Consider the following 15681-nt stretch of genomic DNA (forward strand, 5'->3'; position numbering starts at 1 on the left):
GTCGCCTCGAGTGCGTTCTCCTCGTCGGCACCGTTCGATCGAAACCGGGGCGTGCGACCGTCGCAGGTGATTGTCTCGAGTCGGCGTTGGGCCACGAAGGCTCCCCACACAACCGCTTAGTCACACGTCTCCCGTGAAATCCGTCCTCGATGTCACTGCCGCTCCGATTCGAAGTCGAATTGTCGGCCGCTCCCTCTCGCCGGTCGCGACCGCTCCGCAGTGGCGGTCGCTTCCAGACCTCTCTTTGTTCCGACTACTATCTAAATCTGATAGTATCGGAGAGAACACCGACGGCCGCGCCGTCGAAGGGGTTATATTCGGACGAGCACGTCGTCGTCGTCGACCGTCACGTCGAACGTGCCGATGCGCTGGCCGGACGCCTCGTGTTCGCCCGTCTCGAGGTCCCACTCCCAGAGGTGCCAGGGGCAGGAGACCGTGCAGGCCTCGGTGTCGAGGCCGCCGCGTTCCTCCGTCCAGGTGTCTTCCGCGTTGATCTTCCGGTCGCCCGCCTTGCACAGGGGGGCGCGCTGGTGGGAACAGCGGTTGCTGATCGCGTAGTACTCGTCGCCGGTGTTGAACACGGCGATCTCGATGCCGTCGATCTCGAACCCCTCGCCTTCGCCTTTCGGGATGTCGCCGACCTCTGCCACCTTGGTGAAGTTATCTCTGTCGACCATCGGTTAGATGTCCAGGATCTCCCTGGCGTTGCGGCTGAGTATTCGCTCGCGCGTTTCGTCGTCGAACGCCCGCGACGTGTAGAACCACGTCGGCGGGTCCAGCGTCTGGTGGGGCCAGTCGCTCGAGTAGGTGAACATCTCCGCGGCCATCGAGAGGTCGAGGAGGTTCTCCGCGTCCCCTGCGTTGCGCGGCAGCGCGAACGGCTGCGTGCAGAGGGAGATGTTGTCCCGGAGGTACTCGCTGGGGGCGCGCTGCAGGTACGTTTCGCCGGACTCCATCTTGCGCGGCGTGATCTGGACGTCCTCGGGGTGCATCTCGTAGAACTCGTCCATCCGGTAGCGGAGGAACGGCACCCACCAGTGGCCCCCTTCCTGGATCACGACGTCCAGCTCGGGGTACTTGTCGAAGACGCCGCGCATGATCATGTTGACGACGTTGATCATGGCGTAGATCGGCCAGTCGAAGCCGAGCACCTCGGTCCACGTCAGCATGTCGTCGCCGACGTAGGAGTGCTGGGGCCAGTACGCGAGCGAGCCGTGGAGCAACAGCGGCAGGTCGTTCTCGACGAGGGCCTCGAAGACGGGGTCGAACTGCTCGTTCCCCCACGGGACCTTCGGATCGAACCAGGAGTAGGCCGCGACGACGTTCTCCTCCGAGGCCACGCGCTCGATCTCCTCGACGGCGTACTCGGGATCCCACTTCGGGACCATCATCGAGGTGTAGACCCCTTCGTCGACGAAGTTGTCGACCATGTAGTCGTTGGCCGCCTGGCAGACGGCGTTCTTCAGCACCGGGTGGTGCTGGAGGTTGAGGTTGTTGATCCCCGGATTGACGATCGGTTCGTCGACCGCGAGCGACTCGCAGGCCTCGTGGACGTCCTCGGCGTACTTGGCTCGGCCCTGCGTGAACAGCCCTTCCTGGCCTTCTTTGATCCCGTAGGCCGCGTCCCACTTCCCCATGACCGGCGTCGCGCCGAATTCGGTCGTCAACTTGTCCAGCGCTCGCTCGTCCTCGACGTACGCCAGCAACTCGTCCTCGAGCGGATTGACGTGGAAGTCCAGATCGATGATTTCGTCCTCGAACGCCTGCTCCGGGACCTCCGCATCGTCGGCTAACCGCCTGATCGATGATGCCATACAACTCAGTGTTCGGACCGGAGCTACTCAAGCGTTTGGTCCGCGTACGGCCCGTATTCGCCCTCTCGAGCCGAAAAATACGGCCTCTGACGTTCGGAATTCCCGAACGAACTGACGGAAAATCTGGCGTGGGCCGGTACCGGTCGAACGGTAACTCGATTCGTTGCCCGACAATTACATAGATATGTATGTAAATAATAGTGCGGTGCGTTCGGTGACGCCGAACGAAGCGGTCACCGTTGGCTGCGTTCGCAATACCGACGCGCAGCTGTGATCGGAAGAACGGCCTCCATTCGACGAATACTGTCGACAGTCCGGCGGCCACCACCGTCAGTTCTGCGGATACTGCAGTTTCAACTCGAGTTCGTTGGTCGCCTCGAGCAGTAACGGTTCGATTTCCTCGTGACAGCGCTCGACGGTCAGCCGGGTGGCGGGGCCGGACACGCAGACCGCGCCGTGGACCGTCTCCTCACTTAACACGGGTGCGCCGATCGCTCGCAGTCCGTTTACCGTCTCTCTGTCGTTGAGCGCGACCCCCTCTTCTCGGATGCGCTCGAGTTCGGCCCGCAACTCGTCGGGGTCGGTGATCGTGTGGGGCGTCTGCGCGGGGAGCCCGTGGCGGTCGATGATCTCGTCGATGCGCTCCTCGGAGAGGTGTGCCAGGATGACCTTCCCCGTCGCGAGGTGGTGCAACTGCGCCCGGCCGCCGACGCTCGCGTGGGTCTGGACGGCCTTCTCCCCCATCGCCTTCTCCAGGTACACCGCTCGACCGTGTTCCTCGACGATGATCCAGGCCACTTCGCCCGTCTCTTCGGCCAACTCCTCGAGGATCGGCTTCCCGACCCGTGCGATCGCCGTCCCGTTCTTGGCGAACATCCCGTGGTCGAGGAACTTGAGGCCGAGTTCGTACTCGTCGCCGGTTCGGACCACGTACTCGTTGTGCTCGAGGGTCGCGAGGTGGCTGTGTAGCGTGCTCTTCGCGAAGTCCAGTTCGGCGGCGAGTTCAGCGAGCGTCGCGCCGTTCATCGCCTGTAACGCATCGACGATCTCGAACAGCGTGTCGGCCGTCTTGACCCGCCGACGGGGACTGCCTCCTGTTCCCATACCGAGTAGTCGAACAGATCTGGCAAAGTACTTTCGTCTGGACGGCCGTCGCTCTGGAATCGGGGTCCGAACCCGAAGCCGGATCGATCAGATCACCACTCAAACCAATTATCACACACGTACCGAAAACTCTCGAATTCACAAGGTATATTCTTTCCACACTCTCTTAGCCAGGGATTCGGTAAACCCGGCTTAGTAGCGATAGTATCTGGTTTTCGCCCTCGACTGACGTCTCGTATACCGGTTCAGTATATAGTATTATATTTGGATAACTCTGCTATATCGTACCCGGTTCCTCATCATCAATATATGAGTTTTGATTACGCCCATACTTCCGTAAACCGCTCTGCAATCCGAACGTTTTTGGTTTCGCCTCGGCTACCTGAATCAGTGACAGAACGAAACCAGTCGTCCGAATCGGACGGGTCGTGTGGCTGCAAACTCGGACGGATCGGCGACCAGTACGAGTTACGGAATCTCGACGCGGATCTGGTCGCGTACTGGACCGGTGCCGGCGACGACCAGATGAGTACACGTGAACTCGCGACCTACGTGAATCAGCGCGTCCTCGAGACGGCCCTTCAGGACGCAGGTGTCCTGCTGAAAGACGGCGAAGTCGAGAACACGTATCGACTGTTGACCGACGACGAGGTTAGCAGCGGGACGCGGGTCCAGACGCGAAACGAACTCGAGCGCGACGGCGTCCCCATCGAGCAGGTGGAGTCGGACTTCGTCTCCCACCAGACCGTCTACAATCACCTGACGTCGTGTCTCGAAGCGGAACTCGAGTCGCCGAGCGACGAGGAACGCCTCGAACGAAGCGGCGACCGACTCGGCGCGCTCCAGAACCGCACAGCCGCGGTGACGTCGGATACCGTCGCCCAACTCGAACGCAACGGGATCGTCGATATCGGCGAGTTCAACGTCACCGTTTCAGTGACCGTGACCTGCGAGGAGTGCCTGCAGGAGTATCCCGTCAGAACGCTGCTCGACGAGGGGGGCTGTCAGTGCGGCGATGCGGGCGAATCCGCGGAGTGACGACGGGTATTCCGCCTAGCGGAACGGACGGGCCGTTTCTACGGCTCCGTGGGCGGCAAAATATATCTGGCAGGAGGCAGAAGCAGTGGCTATGCAACGTAATGTAGATAGAACGGAACGGGACGTTCCCGAGCGAGCGACGCTCGTCGCCGACAATATCGGCGGCATCGACCGCACGGAAGTCTCGTTCGAGCGGGGGGTGACGGTGTTGTCCGGTCGCAACGCGACCAACCGGACCTCACTGTTACAGGCGATCATGGCGGCGCTGGGGAGCGATCAGGTGAGTCTGAAGGCCGACGCCGACGAGGGTCACGCGGAACTCGAATTCGGCGACGAGATCTACCGTCGGACCCTCGAACGGCGAAACGGGACGATCGTCACCGACGGCGACCCCTATCTCGACGACCCGGAAGTCGCGGATCTGTTCGCGTTTCTCCTCGAGGCCAACGGGGCACGACGGGCCGTCAGGCGCGGCGACGACCTCCGCGAGCCGATCATGCGGCCGGTCGACACCGACGCGATTCAGGCCGAGATCACCCAGTACGAAGCGCGAAAACGACAGATCGACGAGCAACTCGCGGAACTCGACGATCTCGAGGGGCGACTTCCCGATCTCGAGGCCAAACGGACGCGGAAAGCCGACGAGATCGAGACGCTGCGCGAGGATCTCGAGGCGGCGAAGGCGGAGCTCGAGGAGACGCCCATCGACGTCGAACAGCGCCGACAGGACCAGTCCGAACTCGAGACGAAACTCGAGAGCCTTCGCGACACCCGGTCGGACCTGGAGCGCGTCCGCGATCGAATCGAGACCGAACGCGAGAGCATCGAGGCCCTCGAGGACGAACGGGAGGAGGTCCAGTCGGAACTCGACTCGCTCTCGCCGGACGACGAGACGGCGGTCGATCAACTCGAGGCGGAGATCGACGCCCTCCGGGAGGAGAAGGCCGACCTCTCGGAGGAGATTTCGCAGCTCCAGAGCACCATTCAGTTCAACGAACGCCTCCTCGACGAGTCGGCGTCGTTCCTCGAGAACGCGAGCGGTCCCGACGACCGGGAGACCGACGACGACCTCACCGACCAGTTGCTCGGGGATTCGGAGGCGGTCACCTGCTGGACCTGCGGGTCGTCGGTCGCTCGCGACCAGGTCGAGACGACGATCGAACAGCTCCGATCGGTCCGCGAGGAGCGACTCGAGGAGCGATCCGAGATCAACGCGGACCTCGAGGAGCGACAGGAGACGCTCTCGACGATCAACGAGAACCGCACCGAGCACCGACAGACCCGGGAGCGACTCGACTCGATCGACGCCGAGATCGACCGTCGTCAGGAGCGACTCGAGGAACAGACCGCGAAACGGGAGGAGCTCACCGACGAAATTCAGGCACTCGAGTCCGAGATCGACGACCTCGAGACCGACGACTACGCCGGCGTCCTCGACCAGTACAAGGAGGTCAACCAGCTGGAGTTCGAACTCGAGCGCGCGGAGCGCGAGCGCGAGGAGATCGAGGCGGAGATCGCCGAGATCGAGGAGCGTCTCGACGAACGGGAGGGCCTCGAGAGCCGCCGGGACGAGGTTACCGACGAACTGACGTCGCTCCGGACGCGCATCGACCGGATCGAGGCGAACGCGGTCGAGGCGTTCAACGAACACATGGAGAACCTCCTCGAGACGCTCGAGTACGGGAATCTCGATCGGATCTGGATCGACCGGACGACCCGGGAGGTCCGCGAGGGCCGCCGGAAGACCGAGCGGTCGTCGTTCGACCTCAAGATCGTTCGCAGCACCGACGACGGCGCGGCCTACGAGGACACGATCGACCACTTAAGCGAGAGCGAACGGGAGGTGACCGGGCTCGTGTTCGCGCTCGCGGGGTATCTCGTCCACGACGTCTACGAGACGGTGCCGTTCATGCTGCTGGACTCGCTCGAGGCGATCGACGCCGAGCGGATCGGCGCCCTGATCGAGTACTTCGAGGACTACGTCCCGTATCTCGTCGTGGCGCTGCTGGACGAGGACGCGCAGGCCGTCGAGGTCGACCACGGCGTGGTCTCGGAGATCTAACTGCGTCGGCGGCGGCTCTCGCTCCGCCGAGACTGCTTTGGCGCGACTACTCCTGCTCCGACGACGATGACGGGAGCGGCTCGGCGATGTCGTCGAACCGCTCCTGTGGGCTCCGGTCACGTCGCAGGCGCCGGATCCACTCCGGAATCCGCCACGTCCAGACGAGTTCGTCGTCGTCGATCACGACGAACAGGGCGTCATCTGCTTCGACGTTCGGGAGCCGCGAGCGCGGAGCCACGTGTTGATCGACGAGTTCGCCGCGCCGCTCGAGCAACAGAACGACGTAGCGCCCGTCGACGATTCGGTCGACGACGCCGACGTATCCCGTTGCACTCTCCGGAACGTCGGGTCCGTCGTCCGCGCTGGCGACCCCCGTGGCGGCGGTTCCGGCGGTTGCGAGCGAGCCGATGGTTCGAAGGACTGTCCGTCGCGTGGGTCGGTGTCGTTCCGACATACCCCCGTTGGCCGCGGATTGGGTGATAAACCCTCGGACGATATCGTCCGCTTCTCGGTCGACCGATCGGACCCAGGTACCGGGACCGCGGCCGAATGTGGATCCTGAGAGCGTCGTCGTGATGCGGTCGAGTTTCGCTATGCGGACTCCGTCTCGGCGGTCGGGAACAGGGGGCGTCTCGGCGGGTCCGCGGTCTCGAGCCCCGACGCCGTCCCGAGAGCGCGCTGCGACCCCGTCAGCCGTAGGCCAGCGTGACGCGAATCTCGCCGGCCTTGTCCCGGAGGAGCGTCGGGAACTCCTCGTGGACGAGTTCGTCCTTGAATCGACTCGCCGGTCCGAACAGGCCCAGCGAGCCCAGGAACTCGTCGTCGGGGGTATAGACGGGCACGGCGACGCCCCGGAGGCCGTCCATGTGCTCCTCGTTGTTCACGGCGTAGCCGCGCTCGCGAATCCGATCGAGTTCGGCGGTGAGATCGTCGGGATCGGTAATGGTGTTGTCCGTGATCTTCGGGAGTCCCTTCTCTTCAATGAAGTCGGCGACCGCGCAGTCGTCCCACTCCGAGAGGATCACCTTCCCGGAGGCCATGGAGTGCAGCGGCCGGCGTTTGCCGATCATCGTGTTCGAGAGGCTTCCGTACCGGTGGATGTAGACGGCTTCCCGCAATTCCTCAACAATGAAGACCGCGCGCTCGCCCGTTTCCTGCCCGAGTTCGAACACCTTCCGTTTCGCGGCGTTGTATCCCGTCTTCCGGTTGCGGGCCTGCTCGCTGATCTCGAGCAGCCGAAAGCCGATGTAGTACCCGCCGTCGCGTTCGACGACGTACCCCATGTCGGTCAGCGTCGCGAGGTGGCGGTAGACGGTGCTCTTGCTCAGCCCCGTTCGCCGCGTGAGGCCCGTGATCGTCAGCCCCTCTTCCTCCTTGAGCGCCTCGAGAATCTCGAACGTCTTCCGCGTCGTCGAGACGCCCGCGTCGGTTTCCGCTTCGTCCGTGCCCATAGACGTGCATACGCTACCAGCGGGATCAATGTTCCGGATAGTAAAACGCCGATCCTGCTCTCCGGAACGAACTGCCGGCTAGGTCGCGACCGGGGCGCGTCCGTCCCGGGATACGGAACGATCCCGATGCGTCTCCGGAACGTGAGTTGCGGATCACGGGATTACGGAGTCACGCGCGCGCAATTCGGGAAAACGAATACGGATGGCCGTCGTCCGGTTACTGGTAGGCCGGGATGCCGGTGAACTCCTCGCCGAGCACGAGGGTGTGGATGTCGTGGGTGCCCTCGTAGGTGTAGACCGTCTCCATGTTGGCCATGTGGCGCATCGGCGAGTAGTCCGTCGTGATGCCGTTACCGCCGATCATCTCGCGGGCGATCCGGGCCTGGTCCCGGGCCGTGCGCACGTTGTTCCGCTTGGCCATCGAGACGTGCTGGGGCCGCATTTCGCCCCGTTCTTTGAGTTCGGCCAGCCGGTAGGCCAGCAGCTGGGCCAGCGTGATCTGGGTACCCATCTCCGCGAGCTTTCGCTGCTGAAGCTGGAACCGGCCGATCGGCCCGCCGAACTGGTCGCGGTCCTTCGCGTACTGGCGGGCCTCCTCGAAGCAGTCGCGGGCGGCGCCGACGGCGCCCCACGCGATGCCGTAGCGGGCCTGCGTGAGACAGGACAGCGGTCCCTTCATCCCATCCACGCCGGGCAGGACGTTCTCCGCGGGGACGTGGACGTCGTTGAGGCCGATCTCGCCCGTGATCGAGGCGCGCAGCGAGAGCTTCTCGGTGATCTTGTTCGTCGAGACGCCGTCGCGGTCGGTCTCGACGAGGAAGCCGCGGACGGGCGTATCGGGATCGGACTGGTCGCGCGCCCAGACGATCGCGACCTCCGCGATCGGCGAGTTGGTGATCCAGGTTTTCGACCCGTTGAGGACGTAGCCGTCGCCGTCCTCCTCCGCGCGAGTCTCCATGGCTGACGGGTTCGAGCCGTGTTCGGGCTCCGTGAGACCGAAGCAGCCGACCGCTTCGCCCTCACCGAGTTTCGGCAACCACTCCTCCTTCTGTTCCTCGCTCCCGTAGGCGTGGATGGGGTACATGACGAGCGCGCCCTGCACCGAAGCCATCGAGCGCAGCCCCGAGTCGCAGGCCTCGAGTTCTTGCATGAGGAGCCCGTAGGCCGTCTCGGAGACGTTCGGGGAGCCGTAGCCCTCGAGGTTCGGGGCGTAGAAGCCGAGTTCGCCCATCTTCGGGATGAGGTCCTTCGGGAACGTCCCGTTCTCGAAGTGTTCGCCGATGTCCGGTCTAACGTGCTCTTCGACGAATTCCCGGGCCGTGTCCCGGATCATGCGCTCTTCCTGATCGAGGTCCGACTCGAGCTGAACGAAATCCAGCATACGTGGTACGTACGGAATGAGGGGTATAGGTATTGCGGTCCCTCCCAAGGATACTGTTCACAAGCCGCATGACCCGCTCACGGGCGTCGAGAGCGTTCACGCCGCCATTCTCGTCGTCGGGACGCCGAATCGAATCGACTCACTGACCGTTACTCGATCGGATAGCCCCGCTTTCGCCCGAAAAATATTATGGCTGACAGTAGTTTAGGAACAGTGAAACAGCTCGGTTTCTGCACAGGGTCGCCAGCGTCGTGCGATCGTGATGCACGATTGGTGTGATATTATTTCTTAGATGATGAATAGTAATAGAAAACACCGGAAATCTTATACATGGATATTTTGTTGGTGCCTACCATGCAGAAGCCAGACAACGACGTGACCAGTCGTACGAGTCGTCGAGCCATGCTCGCTGCTGCCGGTATCGGAACCACTGCGCTCGCGGGCTGTCTCGATGCTCTCGACGAAGGACTCGGCGGTGGCGGTGGTGACGACTCGCAGCTCACCATCGTCACGGCGGAGTCCGAAACCGGAACCTACGCGGCCAGTCAGGGGATCGCCGCGACGGTCGACGAGCACGCCGACGACATCGACGTCGAGGCCCAGCCGAGCGAGGGGACCGAGGACAACATCGGTCGGCTCGGCCGCGGTGAAGCCGATATCGGGATGATCCAGCACCGCTCGGCCCAGAAGATCACGAACGGCGACGAGCCCTACGGGAGTCTCGATTACACGCCGAACCAGATCTTCCACTACAACGACCTCCCGTGGCTGTTCGTGACGAACAACGACTGGACGTCGCTGGCCGATGTCGAGTCCGGGGCCCGGATCTCCCCGACGCCGGGCGAATCGGGGACCCGCGAGACGCTCACGGAGGCTCTCGGGACCGTCACCGACGACTACGAGCAAATCAGCGTCAGCTACGGCGAGCAGGCCGGAGCGATGCAGGAAGGTCAGCTCGACGTCGGCGTGGTGACGATTTCGAACTTCGACTTCGAGGCCTCCTGGATCCAGGAGATGAAACAAACCGTCGACACGCGCGTCCTCGAGTGGCCCGAGGACGCCCTGAGCGAACTCGAGGACAACGCCGGCGTCCCCGTCGAGCCGATCGATATGACCAGGGAGAACCTCAGCGGGTACGCACACGCACCCGACGAGGCGATGGGGATCAACATCCCGTACAACTTCGTCGTCCGCAACGGCCACGAGTACGACTACATCTACAGCTTCCTCGAGACGATGTACGAGTACCGCGAGGAGATGGAAAACGATCACCCGTATCTGAGCTACTACATGGACGACGAGTGGTGGACGACGCGGATGTACGACGACTTCCCGTTCCACCCGGCCGCGGCCGACTTCTACGAGGAGAAGGGAATGTGGAGCGACGACTTCGTCCGCGGTGAGGAATAGAGAGATACCGTCATGAGCGCTGCCACCCTTCCGGAGCGGATCCGGCGTGAACTCCCGTCGCCAGGGGAGCTCACCGTCGTCGACGTCTTGACCGGGCTCATCTACGTCTTTGCCGTCTCGCTGACGGTGTTGACCGTCGACTACGCGCGGACGCTGCGGTTCCCGGAGCCGATGGTGTACGCCAACATCTTCCTCGGCATCGGGCTGGCCCTCTACTACCTCATGCAGGCCAGGGAGTACCTCGTCGATGACCCCTTCACGGGGCGCGTCCTCGACGCGATCGTCCCCGACTCGCCGGTCGTCCGACGGAACGGCGCTCGAACCCTCGCGGCGGTAGCCGTCGGCATCGCGATCGCATCACTGTTCGCGACCGGCTACGTCCACTTCCACTTCGGCCGACTGCAGTCCGCCTACACCGTCGGCTACTCGACGCTCGACATCCTGGTCGGACTGCTCATCATCCTCATCGTGACCGACGCGACGCGGCGGGCCTTCGGCTACCTCTTCACGTCCGTCGTCGTCTTCTCGCTGGTCTACGCGTTCGTCGGTCCGCTGCTGCCCGGGATCTTCAACCACAGCGGCATGAGCATCTCCCGGATCGCCCGCGAAGGGGCCATCGGCCTGATGGGGACCTACAGCTTCATCCTCCGCATCGGGTCGACGTGGGTCGCGATCTTCATCATGTTCGCCGGCATCGCGAAGGCCTACGGCGCGCTCGACTACGTGCTCGGCGTCGGCCGGGAGATGGGGACGAGCCTCCGAACCGGCGTCGTCCAGATCGCCGTCGTCGCCAGCATGATCATGGGTTCGATCACCGGCAGCGCCGCCGCGAACACGGCGACGACCGGCTCCTTCACCATTCCGATGATCAAGGATCAGGGCATCCGCGAGGACTTCGCGGCCGCCATCGAGGCCGTCGCCTCGAGCGGCGGGCAGATGCTCCCGCCGGTGATGGGCGTCGCCGCGTTCCTGATGGCCGACATCCTCAACGTGCCCTACCTGACGATCATTCGCGCCGGGATCATCCCCGCGGCGCTGTTCTACGTCAGCGTCGGGATCGCGGTCTACCTCCTCGTGTTGAAGTTCGGCTGGACGACCGACGAGATCCGCCCGTTCGACTACACCGTCCTGCTGGGCGGGCTTCACTTCGCGATCCCGCTGGCCGTCCTGATCTACACGCTCGTCTTCCTGCGGTTCACGCCGCTGGCCGCGGGACTGTACACGATCGCGACCATCGTCGGCGTGATGTACGTCCGGAACGTCCTCGTCGACGTGCTGAACGTGTCGGTTGCGAACGGCTCCCTCGAGGCCGACACCGAGGACGTCTCGGCCGGCGAAATCGGCCGGAACGTCCTCGCGACGACTAAACAGACGCTCGACGGCTTCAAGCAGGGCGCCGTCGAGATGGCGCCGCTGGTCGGCATCCTCGGCTCGCTCGGGGTCATCCTGCGGATGGTCGAGGGGACCGGTCTCTCGGGATCGATCAGCCAGCAGATGGTGTCGATCGCGGGCGGCGTCCTCTTCTTCCTGCTCGTGATGGCCATGATCGCGAGCATCCTCTTCGGCCTCGGCATGCCGACGCCGGCGGCGTACATCCTCGTCGCGATGCTGATCGTCCCCAGCGTCATCGCCGTCGGCATCCCGCCGATCACCGCACACATGTTCGTGTTCTACTTCGCGATGCTGTCGGCGATCACGCCGCCGGTCGCCGTCTCCGTCGCGATCGGCTCGAGCATCGCCGACGCGAGTTTCCCCAAGTCGTGCGTGCAGGCGCTTCGGATCGGCGCGCCCGGCTTCGTGATCCCCTTCGCGTTCATCACGAACAACAGCCTCATCTACTGGTCGATCCCCGAGACGGTCGTCGCGCTCCCGCTCGTGCTCGCGGGGACGACCGCACTCGTCGTCGTGACGATCGGATTCGACGGCGCACACCGACTGTCGGTGCCCGCCCGCGCGCTCTATCTGGTGGCCGCCTTCGGCGCGATGTTCGGCGCCGTGCCGCTGGCGCCGCTGCTGACCACGACCGCCGCGGTCGATCTCGGAATCCAGGTCGCCGCCGGCCTCCTCATCGCCGCCGGCCTCGGATACGCGAACTTCGTCGTCGGCTACGACCACGAGACGGTCGCGGAGCCGGCGGAGACGTCGTCGTTCGAGGGCGACTGATTCCGGCGGCGACCGTCCGTTCTCGACGCGTCGCGCGTCACCGATCGTCACCCGTTTCGACCCGTCACGCCGTCCCGTCGGTCACGGGTCAATCCGCAATTGCCCGCGTTCGCGAGTAACAATCCTTTTGTGGCGGTCTGTCATTCACTCACAAGTATGACGAACCTCGTGACGAGCGTCGCCGAGAGTGTCGAATCGTTTCCGGAGTCGGTCGCCGTCGCAGTCGACGACACCGAACTGACCTACGAAGCGTTCTGGGAGCGAACCGGCCGCTTCGCGCAGGCGCTCGCGAATCGGGGCATCGGCGCCGACGACCGCGTCGCCATCTACCTGCCGAACCTCCCGCAGTTCGTGACGGCGTTTCACGGAACCCTCCGGGCCGGCGGCATCGTCGTGCCGATGAACCCGCAGTACAAAGCTCGAGAAATCAGTCACCTGCTCTCGGACAGCGGCGCGAAGGCCGTCGTCACGCTCGCCTCGAACGTGGACGCGGTCGCCGAGGTCCTCGAGGAGACCGACGTCGAACAGGTCGTCAGCGTCGGTGGCGGCGGATCGGGCGCCGACGCGACCGACTTCGAGGACTTTCTCGCCGACGACAGCCTCGAGACCGTCGAACGGGCCGACGACGACGTTGCGGTCCAGCCCTACACGAGCGGGACGACGGGGACGCCGAAGGGCGTCTTGCTCTCGCACGACAACCTCGCGTGGACCGCGAAAGCAAACTCCGACCTCATCGGCGGCATCGAGCCGGACGACAAACTCGTCGGGACGCTGCCGCTGTTCCACATCTACGGGATGTCCGTCGTGATGAACGGCGCGCTGTTCAACGGTGCGGCCTACTACCCCGTCCCCGAGTGGGACGCTACCGAGGTCATGAAGATGATCGAGTCCGAACGCATCACCGTGATGTTCGGCGTCCCGGCGATGTTCAACGACATGATCAACCACCCCGACGCCGGCGAGTACGACCTCTCCTCGCTGCGGTTCGTCAACTCCGGCGGCTCGAGCCTCCCGATGGAAGTCCTCGAGCGCTTCGAGGACCTGTTCGGCGTGACCCTCTACGAGGGCTACGGCCTGACCGAGACGAGTCCGACGACTCACGCGAACAGCCCGAACGCCCGCCGGAAGGGGAGCATCGGTCGCCCGTTCGAGGGAATGGACGCGAAGGTCGTGACCGATGACTTCGCGGAAGTCCCGCGCGTCGAGGAGGGCCCCGTCAATGAAGACGAGGCCGACCTCCGCGAGATCACCGGCGAGATCGTCGTCTCCGGCCCCAACGTGATGCAGGGCTACTACGGGCTGCCCGAGGCCAACGAGGAGGCGTTCACCGAGGCCGAAGGGAAGACGTGGTTCCACACCGGCGACATCGGCTACTGGGACGAGGACGACTTCTTCTACGTCGTCGACCGCGAGAAGCACATGATCGTCACCGGCGGCTACAACGTCTACCCCCGCGAGGTCGAGGAACTCCTCTTCGAGCACGAGGACGTCGCCGACGCCGCCGTCGTCGGCGTCCCGGACGAACGGCGGGGCGAGACGGTGAAGGCGTTCGTCGTTCCGACGCCGGACGCCGAGGCGACGCCGGAGGACATCAAGCAGTACTGCCTGACCAACCTCGCGGAGTACAAACACCCCCGCGAGGTCGAGTTCGTCGAGGAACTGCCCCGGACCACGACGGGGAAAGTCCAGAAGTTCGAGCTCCAAAACGAGGAGTAGTCGCCAGGGATCGTCCCGAGTCGGCGCCCCTCGTTGTAGACCGGTTCAGCACCGGGACGAGACTGTGTAACAGGGCCCACAGCGGCGGTACTAGCGGGATGCTCGTTTTCACCATCGTGTCTTAACAACGTTAGGCCGCACTTGGCGATACCTTGCAACTGTTGAATATATCGAAGCTATTTTGGTACCGGCACCCGATCGATAACGTATGGCATTCACGCTGTCCGACGAACACCAGGCGATTCGCGACGCCGTCCGCGAGTTCGGCGAGAACGAGATGGCGCCGGTCGCCGAGGAGCACGACCGGGACCACATCTATCCCGAGGAGATCCGCAAGAAGGCCGCGGAGTACGACTTCGTCGCGCCGAACATCCCGATCGAGTACGACGGTGCCGGGATGGACAAGATCTCCTCGACGATCGTCACCGAGGAACTCTGGCGCGCCGACCCCGGAATCGGCTCCGCGGTCGGCTCCGCCGGATTCGGCTCGGACATGATCATCGAATTCGGCGACGAGTGGATGAAAGAGGAGTGGCTGCCCAAGATCGCCAACGGCGAGACGGCCTCCTGTTCCATGATCTCCGAGCCCGCACACGGCTCGAACGTCGCCGGCATCGAGACGGTCGCCGAGAAGGACGGCGACGAGTACGTCCTCAACGGCAACAAGATGTGGATCACGAACGGGACCGTGGCCGACGTCGGCGTCCTGATGGCCAAGACCAGCCCCGACGAGGGCCACCGCGGCATCACCGCGTTCCTCGTCGAGATGGACCGCGACGGCATCTCGACCGACAAGATCACCAACAAGCTGGGGATCCGCGCTTCCGACCTCGCGGAGGTCATCATCGACGACGTCCGTATCCCCGAGGAGAACGTCATCGGCGAGGTCGACAGGGGCTTCTACCAGTTGATGGAGTTCTTCGCCTCCGGCCGCACCAGCGTCGCCGCGCAAGCCGTCGGCGCCGCTCAGGGCGCACTCGACGCCGCCATCGAATACGCCAACGAGCGCGAGCAGTTCGACCAGAAAATCTCCGAGTTCCAGGCCATCCAGCACAAGATCGCCGAGATGGCCACCAAGGTCGAGGCCGCCCGCTCGCTGACCTACCGCGCCGCCTCGCAAGTCGAGAAGAACAACCAGGACATCGCCGCGCAGTACTCGAGCATGGCGAAGTACTTCGCGAGCGAGATCTCGGTCGAGGTCGCCGACGAGGGTATTCAGGTCCACGGCGGCTCGGGCTACGTCACGGACTACCCCGCCGAGCGCTACTACCGCGACGCCCGCATCACGAAGATCTACGAGGGCACCAGCGAGATTCAGAAGAACATCATCGCCGACCAGATCCTCTAGTCGGGTCCGCGACGATCACGTTTCGGGCATCGATTTTTTGCGGCGTTCGAACGGACGGCGGACAGCAACTCGGTCGCGCTCGAGACCGGAGTGCCGGCTCCGAATTGGCGAATCGCTGCGCCCTCGAGTCGGCGGAATCGTTTCGAGCTCGAGTTGAGAATCGCTGCGCCCTCGAGTCCCCCGCCTCGAGCCCC

12 protein-coding genes are annotated in these 15681 nt (G+C 64.0%); 6 read left to right on the forward strand and 6 right to left on the reverse strand.

The genetic code is table 11. The features are described from left to right. Positions 1 to 311 precede the first annotated feature (311 nt). From J0X25_RS28735 to J0X25_RS28745, 3 genes are all read right to left on the reverse strand, one after another. Positions 312 to 677: a Rieske (2Fe-2S) protein gene (locus J0X25_RS28735; RefSeq protein WP_207287288.1), complete on the reverse strand. Its 366-nt coding sequence runs from the start codon at positions 675 to 677 to the stop codon at positions 312 to 314. A gap of 3 nt (positions 678 to 680) precedes the next feature. Further along, complete coding sequence (locus J0X25_RS28740) at positions 681 to 1814, reverse strand: amidohydrolase family protein (RefSeq protein WP_207287289.1); 1134 nt, start codon at positions 1812 to 1814, stop codon at positions 681 to 683. 330 nt (positions 1815 to 2144) lie between these two features. Continuing rightward, the gene (locus J0X25_RS28745) at positions 2145 to 2918 is read right to left on the reverse strand and encodes an IclR family transcriptional regulator (RefSeq protein WP_207287290.1); all 774 of its coding nucleotides are present in this window, start codon (positions 2916 to 2918) and stop codon (positions 2145 to 2147) included. 390 nt (positions 2919 to 3308) lie between these two features. Here J0X25_RS28745 and rdfA point away from each other — a divergent pair, with 390 nt between their 5' ends. After that, a complete protein-coding gene (gene rdfA, locus J0X25_RS28750) occupies positions 3309 to 3956 on the forward strand; it encodes a rod-determining factor RdfA (protein WP_207287291.1) in 648 nt (215 codons plus the stop codon). Positions 3957 to 4047: 91 nt separating this feature from the next. Beyond that, the gene (locus J0X25_RS28755) at positions 4048 to 6018 is read left to right on the forward strand and encodes an archaea-specific SMC-related protein (protein WP_207287292.1); all 1971 of its coding nucleotides are present in this window, start codon (positions 4048 to 4050) and stop codon (positions 6016 to 6018) included. Between the two features lie 46 nt (positions 6019 to 6064). Here J0X25_RS28755 and J0X25_RS28760 read toward each other — a convergent pair whose 3' ends face one another. The 3 genes from J0X25_RS28760 to J0X25_RS28770 all read right to left on the reverse strand — a co-directional run bounded on the left by J0X25_RS28760 (position 6065) and on the right by J0X25_RS28770 (position 8850). Continuing rightward, positions 6065 to 6472, reverse strand: a complete 408-nt coding sequence (locus J0X25_RS28760; protein WP_207287293.1) for a DUF3006 domain-containing protein — start codon at positions 6470 to 6472, stop codon at positions 6065 to 6067. A gap of 235 nt (positions 6473 to 6707) precedes the next feature. Continuing rightward, entirely contained in the window at positions 6708 to 7469 is a 762-nt protein-coding gene (locus J0X25_RS28765; protein ID WP_207287294.1) for an IclR family transcriptional regulator, read from the reverse strand. A 217-nt stretch (positions 7470 to 7686) separates the two neighbouring features. Beyond that, positions 7687 to 8850 (reverse strand): acyl-CoA dehydrogenase family protein, encoded by a 1164-nt coding sequence (locus tag J0X25_RS28770; protein ID WP_207287295.1) that lies wholly within the window; start codon positions 8848 to 8850, stop codon positions 7687 to 7689. Between the two features lie 354 nt (positions 8851 to 9204). On the opposite strand from J0X25_RS28770, the gene J0X25_RS28775 reads away from it, so the two are divergent. The 4 genes from J0X25_RS28775 to J0X25_RS28790 all read left to right on the forward strand — a co-directional run bounded on the left by J0X25_RS28775 (position 9205) and on the right by J0X25_RS28790 (position 15487). Continuing rightward, complete coding sequence (locus J0X25_RS28775) at positions 9205 to 10260, forward strand: TAXI family TRAP transporter solute-binding subunit (RefSeq protein WP_207287296.1); 1056 nt, start codon at positions 9205 to 9207, stop codon at positions 10258 to 10260. Between the two features lie 12 nt (positions 10261 to 10272). After that, entirely contained in the window at positions 10273 to 12423 is a 2151-nt protein-coding gene (locus J0X25_RS28780; protein WP_207287301.1) for a TRAP transporter permease, read from the forward strand. A 156-nt stretch (positions 12424 to 12579) separates the two neighbouring features. Further along, complete coding sequence (locus tag J0X25_RS28785) at positions 12580 to 14139, forward strand: long-chain-fatty-acid--CoA ligase (RefSeq protein ID WP_207287308.1); 1560 nt, start codon at positions 12580 to 12582, stop codon at positions 14137 to 14139. Positions 14140 to 14347: 208 nt separating this feature from the next. Further along, positions 14348 to 15487: an acyl-CoA dehydrogenase family protein gene (locus J0X25_RS28790; protein WP_207287317.1), complete on the forward strand. Its 1140-nt coding sequence runs from the start codon at positions 14348 to 14350 to the stop codon at positions 15485 to 15487. Positions 15488 to 15681: the final 194 nt, after the last annotated feature.

Source organism: Haloterrigena alkaliphila (assembly GCF_017352155.2).
GTDB lineage: Archaea > Halobacteriota > Halobacteria > Halobacteriales > Natrialbaceae > Haloterrigena > Haloterrigena alkaliphila.

Bases quoted from the DNA above. Each gene is read 5' to 3' on its own strand.
- J0X25_RS28735 (WP_207287288.1), bottom strand. From the start codon at position 677: ATGGTCGACAGAGATAACTTCACCAAGGTGGCAGAGGTCGGCGACATC.
- J0X25_RS28740 (WP_207287289.1), bottom strand. From the start codon at position 1,814: ATGGCATCATCGATCAGGCGGTTAGCCGACGATGCGGAGGTCCCGGAG.
- J0X25_RS28745 (WP_207287290.1), bottom strand. From the start codon at position 2,918: ATGGGAACAGGAGGCAGTCCCCGTCGGCGGGTCAAGACGGCCGACACG.
- J0X25_RS28755 (WP_207287292.1), top strand. From the start codon at position 4,048: ATGCAACGTAATGTAGATAGAACGGAACGGGACGTTCCCGAGCGAGCG.
- J0X25_RS28760 (WP_207287293.1), bottom strand. From the start codon at position 6,472: ATGTCGGAACGACACCGACCCACGCGACGGACAGTCCTTCGAACCATC.
- J0X25_RS28765 (WP_207287294.1), bottom strand. From the start codon at position 7,469: ATGGGCACGGACGAAGCGGAAACCGACGCGGGCGTCTCGACGACGCGG.
- J0X25_RS28770 (WP_207287295.1), bottom strand. From the start codon at position 8,850: ATGCTGGATTTCGTTCAGCTCGAGTCGGACCTCGATCAGGAAGAGCGC.
- J0X25_RS28775 (WP_207287296.1), top strand. From the start codon at position 9,205: ATGCAGAAGCCAGACAACGACGTGACCAGTCGTACGAGTCGTCGAGCC.
- J0X25_RS28780 (WP_207287301.1), top strand. From the start codon at position 10,273: ATGAGCGCTGCCACCCTTCCGGAGCGGATCCGGCGTGAACTCCCGTCG.
- J0X25_RS28785 (WP_207287308.1), top strand. From the start codon at position 12,580: ATGACGAACCTCGTGACGAGCGTCGCCGAGAGTGTCGAATCGTTTCCG.
- J0X25_RS28790 (WP_207287317.1), top strand. From the start codon at position 14,348: ATGGCATTCACGCTGTCCGACGAACACCAGGCGATTCGCGACGCCGTC.